This window comes from Curtobacterium sp. MCPF17_011 (genome assembly GCF_003234145.1).
In the GTDB taxonomy this organism is placed as follows: domain Bacteria; phylum Actinomycetota; class Actinomycetes; order Actinomycetales; family Microbacteriaceae; genus Curtobacterium.
The window spans coordinates 29,737-42,428 of record NZ_QKSK01000006.1; the positions used below are offsets into that span (position 1 = coordinate 29,737).

The 12,692-nt window shown below is 70.6% G+C and carries 18 protein-coding genes; 11 read left to right on the top strand and 7 right to left on the bottom strand.

Features of this window, described 5'->3' with window-relative positions; all coding sequences use genetic code 11:
- Positions 1–44: 44 nt before the first annotated feature.
- The gene (locus DEJ25_RS08880) at positions 45–365 is read left to right on the top strand and encodes a PadR family transcriptional regulator (RefSeq protein ID WP_111044458.1); all 321 of its coding nucleotides are present in this window, start codon (positions 45–47) and stop codon (positions 363–365) included.
- A 169-nt stretch (positions 366–534) separates the two neighbouring features.
- Here the strand turns inward: DEJ25_RS08880 and DEJ25_RS08885 are convergent, their stop codons facing one another.
- Entirely contained in the window at positions 535–777 is a 243-nt protein-coding gene (locus DEJ25_RS08885; RefSeq protein ID WP_146240642.1) for a hypothetical protein, read from the bottom strand.
- Between the two features lie 183 nt (positions 778–960).
- On the opposite strand from DEJ25_RS08885, the gene DEJ25_RS08890 reads away from it, so the two are divergent.
- A complete protein-coding gene (locus tag DEJ25_RS08890; RefSeq protein WP_111044460.1) occupies positions 961–1,167 on the top strand; it encodes a hypothetical protein in 207 nt (68 codons plus the stop codon).
- Between the two features lie 153 nt (positions 1,168–1,320).
- On the opposite strand, the gene mtnN is transcribed toward DEJ25_RS08890, so the two are convergent.
- Complete coding sequence (gene mtnN, locus DEJ25_RS08895; protein ID WP_146236737.1) at positions 1,321–2,058, bottom strand: 5'-methylthioadenosine/S-adenosylhomocysteine nucleosidase; 738 nt, start codon at positions 2,056–2,058, stop codon at positions 1,321–1,323.
- 122 nt (positions 2,059–2,180) lie between these two features.
- On the opposite strand from mtnN, the gene DEJ25_RS08900 reads away from it, so the two are divergent.
- The 4 genes from DEJ25_RS08900 to DEJ25_RS08915 all read left to right on the top strand — a co-directional run bounded on the left by DEJ25_RS08900 (position 2,181) and on the right by DEJ25_RS08915 (position 5,698).
- On the top strand, positions 2,181–2,885 hold the full coding sequence (locus DEJ25_RS08900) for an AmiS/UreI family transporter (RefSeq protein WP_110903896.1): 705 nt from the start codon (positions 2,181–2,183) through the stop codon (positions 2,883–2,885).
- A 28-nt stretch (positions 2,886–2,913) separates the two neighbouring features.
- Positions 2,914–4,152, top strand: coding sequence for an acyl-CoA dehydrogenase family protein (locus DEJ25_RS08905; RefSeq protein WP_111044461.1), 1,239 nt, complete (start codon positions 2,914–2,916; stop codon positions 4,150–4,152).
- A gap of 221 nt (positions 4,153–4,373) precedes the next feature.
- Complete coding sequence (locus DEJ25_RS08910) at positions 4,374–5,213, top strand: hypothetical protein (protein WP_111044462.1); 840 nt, start codon at positions 4,374–4,376, stop codon at positions 5,211–5,213.
- Between the two features lie 20 nt (positions 5,214–5,233).
- On the top strand, positions 5,234–5,698 hold the full coding sequence (locus tag DEJ25_RS08915; protein ID WP_220033199.1) for a hypothetical protein: 465 nt from the start codon (positions 5,234–5,236) through the stop codon (positions 5,696–5,698).
- Between the two features lie 173 nt (positions 5,699–5,871).
- Here the strand turns inward: DEJ25_RS08915 and msrA are convergent, their stop codons facing one another.
- Entirely contained in the window at positions 5,872–6,393 is a 522-nt protein-coding gene (msrA, locus tag DEJ25_RS08920; RefSeq protein WP_110903894.1) for a peptide-methionine (S)-S-oxide reductase MsrA, read from the bottom strand.
- A 128-nt stretch (positions 6,394–6,521) separates the two neighbouring features.
- Between msrA and DEJ25_RS08925 the strand changes: the two genes are divergently transcribed.
- Positions 6,522–6,920: a hypothetical protein gene (locus DEJ25_RS08925; RefSeq protein WP_146236736.1), complete on the top strand. Its 399-nt coding sequence runs from the start codon at positions 6,522–6,524 to the stop codon at positions 6,918–6,920.
- A 33-nt stretch (positions 6,921–6,953) separates the two neighbouring features.
- Here the strand turns inward: DEJ25_RS08925 and DEJ25_RS08930 are convergent, their stop codons facing one another.
- On the bottom strand, positions 6,954–7,946 hold the full coding sequence (locus tag DEJ25_RS08930; RefSeq protein WP_110903892.1) for a helix-turn-helix transcriptional regulator: 993 nt from the start codon (positions 7,944–7,946) through the stop codon (positions 6,954–6,956).
- 156 nt (positions 7,947–8,102) lie between these two features.
- Between DEJ25_RS08930 and DEJ25_RS08935 the strand changes: the two genes are divergently transcribed.
- The 3 genes from DEJ25_RS08935 to DEJ25_RS08940 are packed head-to-tail and all read left to right on the top strand — an operon-like array spanning position 8,103 to position 10,792.
- Positions 8,103–9,830 (top strand): AMP-binding protein, encoded by a 1,728-nt coding sequence (locus DEJ25_RS08935; protein WP_111044464.1) that lies wholly within the window; start codon positions 8,103–8,105, stop codon positions 9,828–9,830.
- Positions 9,831–9,889: 59 nt separating this feature from the next.
- Positions 9,890–10,057: a hypothetical protein gene (locus DEJ25_RS16670; protein ID WP_181427388.1), complete on the top strand. Its 168-nt coding sequence runs from the start codon at positions 9,890–9,892 to the stop codon at positions 10,055–10,057.
- 3 nt (positions 10,058–10,060) lie between these two features.
- Positions 10,061–10,792: an OBAP family protein gene (locus DEJ25_RS08940; protein ID WP_111044465.1), complete on the top strand. Its 732-nt coding sequence runs from the start codon at positions 10,061–10,063 to the stop codon at positions 10,790–10,792.
- Between the two features lie 56 nt (positions 10,793–10,848).
- On the opposite strand, the gene DEJ25_RS08945 is transcribed toward DEJ25_RS08940, so the two are convergent.
- Positions 10,849–11,148, bottom strand: a complete 300-nt coding sequence (locus DEJ25_RS08945; protein ID WP_110903889.1) for a Dabb family protein — start codon at positions 11,146–11,148, stop codon at positions 10,849–10,851.
- Between the two features lie 152 nt (positions 11,149–11,300).
- On the opposite strand from DEJ25_RS08945, the gene DEJ25_RS08950 reads away from it, so the two are divergent.
- Positions 11,301–11,657: a VOC family protein gene (locus DEJ25_RS08950; RefSeq protein WP_110903888.1), complete on the top strand. Its 357-nt coding sequence runs from the start codon at positions 11,301–11,303 to the stop codon at positions 11,655–11,657.
- 114 nt (positions 11,658–11,771) lie between these two features.
- On the opposite strand, the gene DEJ25_RS08955 is transcribed toward DEJ25_RS08950, so the two are convergent.
- Together DEJ25_RS08955 and DEJ25_RS08960 are read right to left on the bottom strand one after the other, a co-directional pair.
- The gene (locus DEJ25_RS08955; protein ID WP_110903887.1) at positions 11,772–12,236 is read right to left on the bottom strand and encodes a DUF4383 domain-containing protein; all 465 of its coding nucleotides are present in this window, start codon (positions 12,234–12,236) and stop codon (positions 11,772–11,774) included.
- Between the two features lie 116 nt (positions 12,237–12,352).
- Positions 12,353–12,664 (bottom strand): metal-sensitive transcriptional regulator, encoded by a 312-nt coding sequence (locus DEJ25_RS08960; protein WP_110903947.1) that lies wholly within the window; start codon positions 12,662–12,664, stop codon positions 12,353–12,355.
- Positions 12,665–12,692: the final 28 nt, after the last annotated feature.

Genomic DNA, 12,692 nt, shown 5'->3' on the forward strand with positions numbered 1-12,692 from the left:
GTCGAGCACGGCCCCGACCGCGCTGCGCACCATGAGGTGTCCTAGTGGAACCGCTCACCCGCGTGACCGCCTCGACGATCGACGTGCTCGCGGCGCTCCTGGACCACGACGGCTCCGTGTGGGGGCTGCTCGTCATCAAGGCGACCGAACGCCCGGCAGGCACCGTCTACCCGATCCTCGAACGGCTCGAGGACCGCGGCTGGATCACCTCCACCTGGGAGGCCGACTCCGAGCGGTCCGGGCCGCGACGACGGCTCTACGAGTTCACGACGGACGGCCGTGCCGCCGCCGTCGACGCCTGTGCCGCCTTCCGCCGCAGGCAGACACCGGAGCGACGCCCGAGCGGTCGGACCGTGACCTCATGACGTTCGCCGAGATCCTCGTCGAGGTCGCCGTCGACCTCTCGCCCGCCGGTCACCGGTCGGTCCGCCGAGAACAGTGGCTCGCCGACGTCCGGGACGCCACAGAACTCGACCTCTCGCCGCTCCGGCTCGCGCTCGGGGCACTCACCACCGCGGTCTTCCACCGCGCCCGTCACCACCGCTCCACCTGGGGGAACACCATGACCACCACCGCGACCTCCCGCCCGATGATCGGCGCGGTCCCCGTCCTGACCATCGCCGTCGTCCTGTCGATCCTGCTCAGCGCTGCGTTCACCCTCGCCTTCGGCGGGGACCACGGGGGCGGGTCCTGGCAGTGGTACCGCTTCATCACGATCCAGGCGCTCTTCGGGACCGTCCTGCCGGCGGTCGGCGTCGTCACGATGCTCCGGGTCACCCGTGTCCCACGGACGCGCCTCGTGGTGTCCGCCGTGCTGCTGCTCCTCGGCGCGGTGGCGTTCGGCGGGTGGGAGATCTGGGCGCTGCTCGGCATCATCCCGGTGGACTACACCTACTCGATGGCGCCCACGTTCTGGGGACTGCCGTCCTCGGTCTGGCGCTCTGGTCGTGGTCGGCCGACGTGCGGGGCTGGCGTTGGCTCCTCGTCGCCGCACCCGTCGTCCTGTGGGCACTGCTGCTGCCGCTCGCACCGTCTCTGCCGGTGGCGTCCCGGCCCGGCCTCGAACGGCTGCCGCTCCTGCTCGCCGTCCTCGTGGCGGCCCTCGTCGCACCGCGTGCGGAACGGGCCGGCGCGCGCCAGTCCGTGGCGGTTCCGCCGGGCTCCTGAGGCCGGAAGCAGGGACGGGGGCGGCCTGACGGGCGCCCCCGTCCCTCCCGGTCGTCGCGGTGTCGGACGAGTCGCGTCCCCACCACTCAGCACCGGTGCACGGAGTCGGGCCGCCGGCACTGCCGAGGCAGTCGTCCTGCCGACCCGTGCCGCTCACGCAGCAGGCAGCGGACCCGTCCCCGACGCCAACCCGACGACGAGCCGGTGCACGATCCGGGCGGCCCGGGCGGCCGCGTCGTCGAGGTGCTGCCGGAACTCGTCGCCGTCCGGAGCGCACAGGTCGCTGATGCCGCGGACCGACACGAACGGCATCGCGTGCACGTGGGCGAACTGGGCGATCGCCGCCGACTCCATGTCGACCGCGGCGACCGTCGGGAAGGCCTGACGGAGGTCGCGGGCACGACCCTCGGTGACGAAGACCTCGCTCGACCCGATCGATGCCAGACGGACCACGTCGGAGGTCTGGACCTCCTGCGCACGGCGGACGAGGTCCGGGTCCCCGGTGAACCCGGTCGGCATGCCCGGCACCTGGCCGAGCGCGTACCCGAAGGCCGTGGCGTCGGCGTTGAGGTTCACGTACCAGTCGCCGATGACGACGTCGCCGAGCTGGACGTCCCGCGCGAGACCGCCCGCGGTCCCGACGCTGATGACCGGGACGCCCGAGCCGAAGTCGTGGAAGGCGTGGGCGACTGCCGCGGTGGCGTTCGTGAAACCGATCCCACTCCGGCGCACGGCGACCGTGGAACCGTCGACGTCGAGCAGGTGGTGCTCGTCGTGGCCGCCGGTCGGCCCGTGCAGGACCGGCTCGCCGCCGATCAGGTCCGTGAAGGCCGAGACCTCTTCGCTCATGGCGGCGATCACCACGGCCACGGGTCGTCGAGGGGCATCCACCGGACGATCCTCCCACAGGGGCGTGCACGATCCGGCGCTGCGGGCGGCGTCACGAACCGCAGCATTCCGTAAGCGATGGTCATCTTCCCCCGCTCGTCCGCACCGCGTGGCACCTTCTCGGCATGGCCTCCATCTGCTTGATCCTGTCCGCGGCCGCGCTGCTCCTCAACGGCCTCACCCTGCTCGGACGTGTCCCCGGACGCGACAGCGGGGTCTCCAACGTCCTCATCGGCGGGCTGCAGCTGCTGCTCTGCACCGCCGTCGCAGTCACGGCCGACGGGTCGCTCCCGGCCCTGCTCGCGATCACCGGGACGTTCCTGTTCGGCCTGACGTACCTGTACGTCGGGGTGGACGCGCTCGCGGGCCTCGGATCGGCGGGGCTCGGCTGGTTCTGCGGGCTCGTCGCCGTGGCCGCGGTGGTGTTCGCCGCGATCCACGTCGTCGACGACCCGGTGCTCGCCGTGCTGTGGGCCGGATGGGCGGTGCTGTGGGCGCTGTTCTTCGTGCTCCTGGCGCTCGGCCGGGCGTCCATCACGGCGTACACCGGGTGGGCGCTGGTGCTGGCGAGCCCGCTGACCGCACTCGTGCCGGCGCTGCTCGCACTCACCGACCACTGGCCGACGGGACCGGCCGCCGCCGGCGTCGCGGTGCTCGGCGAGATGGTCGTGTTCGGCGGCGCAGCCGCCCTGGCCCGCCGCAGCGCACGGAGCACGACCGACCCGACCACCCGGACCGCCGCGACCGACCCGGCCACCCGGGCCGTCGCGACCGACCCGGCCACCACACCAGCCGGTGCGTCCCTGCCCAGCGCGACCGCAGCCTCCTGACCGCCCGCCACACGAGATCGGACGAACCATGACCACGACGACCACCACCCCGCACGCCGTGCCCGACACCGTGCCCGACTACGAGACCCTCGCCGCGCGCTTCCGCCCGCTCTTCGACCGGATCGCCGCCGGCGCCTCCGAACGCGAGCGCACCCACACCCTCCCGACCGCCGAGATCCGCGAACTCGCCGCCGCCGGCTTCGGCGCCCTGCGGGTCCCCGTCGAGCACGGCGGCGCCGGTGCCACGCTGCCGCAGCTGTTCCGGCTGCTGACGGAGCTCGCCGCCGCCGACAGCAACATCCCGCAGGCCCTCCGCGGCCACTTCGCCCTGGTCGAGGACCGTCTGGTCGGCCGCTCGGGGGAGCGGGCGCGCTGGCTCGACCGCTTCGGCCGCGGCGAGATCGCCGGCAACTCGTGGACCGAGGTCGGCGCCGTGCAGATCGGCGACGTCATCACGAAGGTCACCCCGCAGCCCGACGGCACGTTCCGGATCAGCGGGCAGAAGTACTACTCCACGGGGAGCGTCTTCGCGGACTGGATCGACACCTACGCCGAGCGCACCGACACCGGCGAGCGGGTGATCGCGATCGTCGACGCCCACCAGGACGGTGTCACCCACGGCGACGACTGGGACGGCTTCGGTCAGCAGACCACCGGCTCCGGCACGAGCACCTTCGTCGACGCGCGCGTGGAGCCGGACGCGGTCACCCTGTTCGATGACCGGTTCAAGTACCAGACCGCCTTCTACCAGGGGGTGCTGCTGGCGGTCCTGGCCGGGTCGGTCCTGGCCGCCGAACGGGAGGTCGCCCTCGCCGTCCGCACCCGCAACCGCGTCTTCTCACACGGCAACGCCGACACCTTCGCCGCCGACCCGCAGATCCTGCAGGTCGTCGGCGAGGTCTCGTCCGCCGGCTTCGCCGCCGCCGCGATCGTCGACCGGGCAGCGGAGGCGCTGCAGGCCGCGTACGAGGGAGCAGCCCTGGACGAGGCCGAGGACGAGCGCCGGAACGACCGTGCCGAACTCGCGACCGCGCAGGCGCAGGTCGCACTCACGTCGCTCGCGACCCAGGCGACCTCGCACCTGTTCGACGCGCTCGCCGCGTCCGGCGTCAGCACGACGAAGAACCTGGACCGGCACTGGCGGAACGCCCGGACCGCGGGCAGCCACAACCCGTGGGTCTTCAAGGCGCGGATCGTCGGCGACCACGCCGTGAACGGCGCGGAGCCGCCGCGGGTGTGGGCGATCGGCGCGACGCGCGCGCGGTAGACGCGACCGACGACGGAACGGGAGGCCCGGTACCAGCTGGTACCGGGCCTCCCGTCCGTCGAATACGCGAGCTCTTTGTCCGGAGAACGGGTGTGCAGCGTTGCGGGAGCACGCAATGTTCCCCCAGAACAGGTGCCCGCCCCGTTGAGAGGGACCGAGCAGGAGCTACCGTGAGCGAGCCCGAAGCATTGACACAGTCTCAATAAAGGATCGTCATCGTCATGTTCAGCAAGAAGGTGCTCGTCTCGATCTCGTTGGGGTGGGCCGTGGTCCTGGTCGTGAGCGGCTGCAGTACCGCTGCATCCAACGTCCCGGCGGGCTCCGTCGCCGACCAGTCGGCGTCGTCGGGCTCATCCAGCGACCAGTCGTCGAGTGCGCCAGTGCCGACGAAGTCGGCTGCGAGCACGGTCGCTGCGCTCCCCTTCAACGCCAGCGGGTACCTCGCGGGGAACGTCACGCCGACGTTGGACGCTGGTGAGGCTGGTGCCGTCTCGGTCGTGTCCACTGCGGCACTGAAGCGCGACAACGCGGTGCTCGGCGGAGGCACGTTGCCCTTCGCGTTCCGCAACAACACTGCTGCGACGATCTCGCACATCGACTTCACCGGGACCGCCACCGTGGACGGCAAGGTGGTCGCGACCGGAGCCAGCCAAGGCACGGTGCCCGCGCACGTCAAGCCCGGGGAAATGGGGTTCAGCTACCTCTACTTGGAGGACGTCAAGTCGCTCCCGGAGTCCGGTGCGCAGTACGACTTCCGGGCCTCCACGATGCCTGCCGACAACTCGTCGTTCAACACTGCGCCCCTCAAGGTCACCCAGGCTGACAACAACGGCTCCGCCATAATCGGTTCAGCGGTGAATTCCACAGGCAAGCCGCTGTCCGGGCCGTACGCGGTGGACGTCTACTGCTTCACCGACGGCGCACTCTCGTCCGCTGGCACGATGGACTTCGCAACAGAAACCGGCGATGTTGCACCCGACGGGACGGTCTCGTTCAGCCACGATCTCTACGACTCGCCCTGCGACAGCTTCGTCGTGGGCGTCTCCGGGTACTTCGCATGAAGCGCATGTTCGGACCGGTCATGATCGCTGCAGTTCTCGTCCTGAGCGGGTGCAGCGCCGCTGGTTCAACGAATTCCGGTGCCGACTCGAAGCAGTCCTCGACCGCGGCGGCGGACACTTCGACGTCGACTCCCACTCCCACTCCCACTCCCACCGCGCCTGATCTCGTCGGTACCTGGAAGCAGAACAACTCAGCGAGTGCGGACGGGTACACCAGCGCAACCATCACGGCAGACACCATCACGGTGGAGTTCGTGACGGACAACGGTGACACCAGGTCCCTCTTCTGGGTCGGGACGTATACGCCGCCGACCGACGGATCCGAAAAGTACACGTGGACGTCGAAGCGCGATGAGGCGGCGACGGCTTCGGCCCTCCTGGCCTCCACTGATCCCACGAAGGACTTCGTCTACGACGACCAGGAGATCAGCTTCCCCGTGACGATCGCGGGTACCACAGCCACCGTGCGGATGTCGAAGGACTGAATCGCTTCAGGTCCTCGGCTGCGGGGAGGCGCGATGTCAGACCGGACGACGTGAGCGGCACCGCGGCGGTGACCGAAGGCTCTTCTTGTAGGCGGATCTCGCCGTGCGACGGACGGGAGGCCCGGTACCAGCTGGTACCGGGCCTCCCGTTCCGTTTCTACTCGCGCTTGGCGTCAGGCCGTGGCGGCCGTCTCGCTGCGCTTCGGGAGCACCCAGTTCGGGCGCACGAAGTGGCACGTGTACCCGTAGGGGTCCTTCTCGAGGTAGTCCTGGTGCTCCTCCTCGGCCTCCCAGAACGGGCCGGCCGGCGCGACCTCGGTGACGACCTTGCCCGGCCAGATGCCCGAGGCGTCGACGTCCGCGATGGTGTCGAGCGCGACGTCACGCTGCTCGTCCGAGGCGAAGAAGATCGCCGAACGGTAGCTGACACCCACGTCGTTGCCCTGCCGGTCCTTGGTGGACGGGTCGTGGATCTGGAAGAAGAACTCGAGGAGTTCCCGGTACGAGATCACCGAGGGGTCGAAGACGATCTCGACGGCCTCGGCGTGCGTGCCGTGGTTGCGGTAGGTGGCGTTGGGGACGTCGCCGCCGGAGTAGCCGACGCGTGTGCTGATGACGCCCGGGCGTCGGCGGAGCAGCTGCTGTGCTCCCCAGAAACATCCGCCGGCGAGGATCGCGGTCTCGGTGGTGGTCATCGGTACCTCCGTGGTTCGTGACGCTGGCTGCGACAGTACCGGTTGCAACACCGGGGAGCCCCTGCGTGTTCCACGACCGGTCGTCGGAGCCTGGGACCGGATCCATCGTCGGTGCGTTCACTGGGGCGGTGAAGGACATCCATTACGCCGGCCGGGCGATCCGGACCACGGACGGTGCCGCCGACGCCGTCATCAGGTACGCCGCCGTCCTCGGGGCGAACCGGAAGACCGACACGGTCGACGTGCCGACGGTCGACGAGCGCGGACGACCGAGCATCGAGACGCTGCTGCTCGGTCCGGCCAGCCAGATCACCCTCGGGCCCGGAGCGGACGACGTACGTGACGCGGACAGCGACGACGCGGGCAGCGACGACGCGGGCAGCGACGACGCAGGCGTCGACGACGCAGGCGTCGACGACGCGGAGTTCATCGAGCACGTACGGCGGTTGGCGGTGCTGGCCGGGCCGGTCCGGCCGGTGCACGAGGACCCTGACCACCGTGCCGAGGAGTTCGACGACTTCGACTGAGACGGGACGAAGCGGGCGCTGCCGCCCCCGCCGTCAGCGCCGCAGGGTGTTCCGCGGGTACTCGCCGTAGGCGTTCCGGTACGCGGCGGAGAACCGGCCGAGGTGCGCGAACCCCCACGCTCGGGCGATCGCCTGCACCGATCCCGTCGTCGCGTCCGTCTCCAGCAACTCCCGTCGCACCCGTTCGAGTCGCACGTGCTGCAGGTAGCGGAGCGGGGTCATCCCGATGTGCCGCTGGAAGGCCTCCTGGGTGGCGCGGACGCTGAGCCCCGCGGCCCGGGCGACGTCCGAGACGTTGAGGGGCTCGGCGACGTGCTCGTGCACGAACTCGACCGCGGCGCGCAGGCGTGCGCGGCGGGGCAGGAGCACGGCGGGCGGCAGCGCGGTGACGGTCGGCGGGTACATCCCGAGGAACGCGGCGGCCGTCCCGCGGGTCAACGTGTGCCACAGGAGGCTGTCCACACCGCCGACGCGGAGCTCGCGGGACAGCAGGGCCAGGCTGTTCCGCCACCGCGTCACGGCGGCGGGGTCGAGGGTGCGCAGGTGGTCGATGCCGAGGTCGGGGACCTGTCCGGTGTGGAACAGCTCGTCCGCGACCTCGTGCACCAGTCGGCGGGACATGTGGACCACGCGCTGGTCGTAGTCCTCGTACTCGAACACGAACTCGCGGGCGGTCGGGAACAGCATCGGGACGTCGCCGGCCATCGGGACGCGGTCGTGCACGACGTCGGGGATCCCGTTGCCGGCGGTGAGCCACTGCACGATGTAGTCGTCGGACGCGCCGATCAGGCCGCGGATCGATCCGGAGATCTGTGAGCGACGGAGCGTGACGTCGGCATCGCCCACCGCCGTGTAGCGGTACGAGAAGGGTCGGTCCGTGGTCCGCGCGGACCAGTGCCGTCCCGCGTAGAACCCACTGAGGTCCACCACAGCGGTGTCGGGAGAACCGCCGATCGCCTCGATGCGGACGGTGCTGCGGTCGTCGGCTGCCGCCCGGTCGGGCACGGTGTCGTCGATCGTGGTCATCCGCGTCCTTCCCGTCCGGGCGCGCAGACAGAGCACACCATCCGAAACGGTACGGACGCCGGCGTCCTGTCCGCGAGGGGTTGACTCGCCATGTTCGGATGCGCTATCGACTGTGTCCTGCTGGGCATCCCGAGCGGGATGGGGCAAGGTCAGAGGATGCGCACCGAACCTGCCTCCGCCTTCCGCGCCGCCCGAGACGTCCTGCTGCACGCCCGGTCCGACAGTGCCGCGGCACGCCGGGACTTCCGCTGGCCCGACGTCGGCGAGACGTTCAACTGGGCGATCGACTGGTTCGACGTCATCGCGCAGGGCAACGACCGCGAAGCGCTCGTGATCGTCGAGGAGGACGGCCGCGAGTCGCACACCACCTACGCCGAGATGTCCGCGCGCTCGGACCGACTGGCGGCACGGTTGCACGACCTCGGCGTCGGCAAGGGCGACCACGTCCTGCTCATGCTCGACAACCAGCTCGAGCTCTGGGAGTCGATGCTCGCGGTGATGAAGGTCGGCGCCGTGATCCTGCCGACCTCGACCATGCTCGGGGCCGCGGACCTGCAGGACCGGATCGACCGCGGACGGGTCGCCCACGTGGTCACGACCTTCCGCGAGACCCCGAAGTACGCCGACGTCACGGGTGACTTCACGCGCATCGTCGTCGGCGGCAGTGCGGAGGGCTGGACGACCTACCCGGCCGACCTCGGCGAGCCCGCGCCCGCCGACGAGTGGCGCCCGGAGGTCGTGACCGCGGCCTCCGACCCGTGCCTGGTGTACTTCACCTCGGGCACGACCGACAAGCCGAAGATGGTCGTGCACACGCAGACCTCGTACCCGGTCGGGCACCTCACGACCATGTACTGGATCGGGCTGCAGCCGGGCGACGTGCACCTGGCGATCAGCTCCCCCGGCTGGGGCAAGCACGCATGGAGCTGCTTCTTCGCGCCCTGGATCGCCGAGGCCACCGTCTTCGTCCACAACCAGCAGCGCTTCGACCCGGCCGCCCTGCTGCACCAGCTCGAGCGGGCCGAGGTCACCTCGTTCTGCGCTCCGCCGACCGTGTGGCGCCTGCTCATCCAGGCCGACCTCGGCGCCCGCCCACGTGCACTGCGCGAGGTCGTCTCCGCCGGTGAGCCCCTCAACCCCGAGGTGATCCGGATGGTCGAGGAGGCCTGGGGTCGGACGATCCGTGACGGCTACGGCCAGACCGAGACCACCGCGATCGTCGGCAACGCCCCCGGTGACACCGTCCACCCCGGGGCGATGGGCCACGGCCTGCCCGGCGTCGCGATCGAGCTCCTGGACCCGGTGACCGGAGCGCCGGGTGTCACCGAGGGCGAGGTCTGCCTGGACCTGACCACCCGGCCGGTCAACCTGATGGCCGGGTACCTCGATGCCCCCGAGCGGACCGACGACGCCCTGCGCGGTGGGTTCTTCCACACCGGTGACGTCGCCACCCGACACGAGGACGGTTCGCTGACGTTCGTCGGGCGCACCGACGACGTCTTCAAGTCCTCGGACTACAAGGTGTCGCCGTTCGAGGTCGAGAGCGCCCTGCTCCAGCACCCCGCGGTCGCCGAGTCCGCCGTCGTCCCGGCCCCGCACGAATCACGGCTCAACGTCGTGAAGGCGTACGTCACGCTCGCCGCCGGGTGGGAGCCGACCGCAGAGACCGCGCGGAGCATCCTGGCGCACGCCCGGACCGCGATGCCCGCCTGGCAGCGGGTGCGCCGGGTCGAGTTCGGTGCGCTGCCGAAGACCGTGTCCGGCAAGATCCGCCGTGTCGAACTCCGCGCCCGGGAGCAGGCGGCGGTGGGTGGCGCGCCCGTCGAGGGCGAGTGGCGCGACGACCAGTTCGAGGGCCTGCGCACCGGCCGTCGGGACGACTGACCCGGTGCGGGCAGGACGACTGACCTCCCGCGCACCACGACGCGCGTAGCGTCCGCCGCATGAGCGATGCAACGAACGGAACCGGCCCGGACGGCGTGACCGACCAGGAGGCCCAGCGCACCGAGGACCTGCCCGACGGCTCCGCCTCGGGGAACGCCACCGAGGACCCCCAGCAGGACAGCGACGTGGACTCCGGCGGCGAGCCGGCGGAGCCCGAGGAGGGCTGACCGGTGCCCCGGAACCCCGCCGTCCACGACCGTTCGACGGGGGTCCGGCCGCCCGGCGAGGACGGGGGCTTCCGTCTCGCCCTCCTCGACCGTGGTGCCGACCTGCTGCAACCGACGGACCCCCTGAAGGGGTTCGACGTCTACGTCGTCGGGTTCCACTGCGTGAAGGGCGAGCCCGACGTGCAGATGGAGGCGCACCACTACTGCAAGGTGGTGAACGCCGAGATGCTGCAGTGCGTGCTGTTCGACGGCAACACCGCGGACGCCAACCTCATCGGCATCGAGTACATCGTGTCCGAGCGGCTGTTCGACTCGCTGCCCGAGGACGAGAAGCCGTGCTGGCACCCCCACAACCACGAGGTGTTCTCGGGCGAGCTCGTCGCCCCCGGCCTGCCGATCCCGGTCGAGACCGAGCTGATGGGCCACCTGGTCAACTCCTACGGCAAGACCTGGCACACCTGGCACAGCGCACCGATGGGCGGGCACGAGGCCGATCCGCTGCCGGTCGGCGACCCGATGCTGATGTGGTCGTTCAACCGTGAGGGCGAGGTGCAGACCGCCCTGCAGGAGGACCGGAACACCGCCATGCACACCGACCCTGAGCCGCGGAAGGCGTCGCGGGCGAAGCACCTCGACCGCGCACACCCGCAGCGCGGCGTCGGCACGATGCGCGACGACTTCAGCGGCACGACCCCGACGCCCGGTGTCGTGGACGCGGAGGACGGCCGCCCCTGACGACGGACGGGAGGCCCGTGACGACACCGCCACGGGCCTCCCCTCCGTCTGTCCAGTCAGGCCGCGACGTCGAAGACGACCACCCGCGCGCTCCGCGCCCCGATGTGGTCCGCCACCGGCTGGTGCGCCGGGTGCGGCAGGTACGCGTCCCGCGCAGCGGCGTCGCGGAAGCGGACGACGAGCGCCCAGTCGAAGCCGCCCTCGAGTCCCTCGGGGCTGACGCTCGGCCCGGACGTCACGGACACGACCCCGTCGATGGTCGGCAGGTGTTCCGCGACCAGGGCGCTCGCGCGTTCCGGTGCGGTCCCGTCCTCGCCGTCCCAGTCCACGAGCACCACGTGCACGATCTCGGTCATGGTCGTCCTCCCGTCGGGTCCGCGCACCGACGGTGGCGATCACCCGAGCCTCCGCCGTCGTGCTGGGCGTACCCCGAACCCGCTCGCGGCTGGGTCGTCGCGGACACCACGCGGCCTAGCGTCCAGGGCACACCACGACGAGAGGAAACACCATGGCAAGTGGAGTCGCAGCAGTCTGGGTCCCGGTCAGCGACATGGAGCGCGCCGTCGCGTTCTACCGCGACACGCTCGGTCTCACGGTCAAGGACCAGTCCGACGACTGGAGCGAGATCGACGCCGGCGGTCTGATGATCGGGCTCAACGGACGCGAGTCCGCCAGCCAGTCGAGCGACGGCGGCGCGGTCGTCTCGTTCCAGCCGGACGGCAGCATCGAGGACGAGGTCGCCTCGCTCAAGGAGCGCGGTGCCGACATCCAGGGCGAGATCAGCGAGCACCCGTGGGGCAAGATCATCCCCTTCAAGGACAGCGAGGGCAACGACCTGCAGCTGTACTCGCCGCCGCAGGGCTGACGACGGAGCGGCCGTGCGACGTCGCACGGCCGGACCGCATGACGGGAGGCCCGTGACCAGATGGTCACGGGCCTCCCGTCATGCGCCAGCGCGGTGCGCGGACCGTCAGCGTGTTCAGCGGGCGGTACGGGCTCCGGCGCGCGGCAGGACGATGCCGAGGATGATCATCGCGACGGCGAGGATCAGGTGCAGCACGTTGTCGGCGCTGTTCAGCGGCACGAAGTTCGCGGCGCTTTCCATGCCGGCGGTGAACAGGCCGTAGATGAAGAGCACGGCGTAGATGATGCCGCCGACGAGCAGGTACTGGCGGGAGAAGCCGTGCGAGCGGGCGGCGATGAGGCCGACGATGCCGAACAGCAGGTGCACGATGTTGTGCAGGACGGAGACCTGGAACAGGCCCAGGAGCTGCGCGTTCGAGTCGTTGCCGGCGGCCATCATGCTGCCCATGTCCATGGTCAGGCCGGGGATGAAGCCGGCGATGCCGACGATGAGGAAGACGACGCCGAAGACCAGCGCGCCCTTCTGCGTGAGCGTGCGGCCGTAGCCGTGGTCGGTGCGGGTCGATGCGTTGGTGGTCATGAAGGAACCTTTCGTCAGGAGTCGACGCGGTCGGTTGCCATGCGCCTCGCAGGACATTCGGAGTGGACCAGCAGTCGGTTTGGTGGGAGAACCCAGCAGTACACGAAGCGGAGCCGTCAGGACCGGACGAGGCGTTTGATGGCCAGTGTCGCTTCCTGGATCTTCTGTTCGGCCTGATCGCCGCCCTGGGCCACCGCGTCGGTGACACAGTGGCGCAGGTGGTCCTCGAGCAGGCCCATCGACACCGCCTGCAACGCCTTCGTCATCGCGGACACCTGGGTGAGGATGTCGATGCAGTACTCCTCGTCCTCCACCATGCGCTGCAGCCCACGCGCCTGGCCCTCGATCCGGCGCAGCCGCTTGCGGTAGTCGTCCTTCGCGGAGATGTAGCCGTGGTGGTGCGCATGCTGTGCTGTCTCGTCACTCATCGGGAACACATCCTCGTCGTCGGCGTTA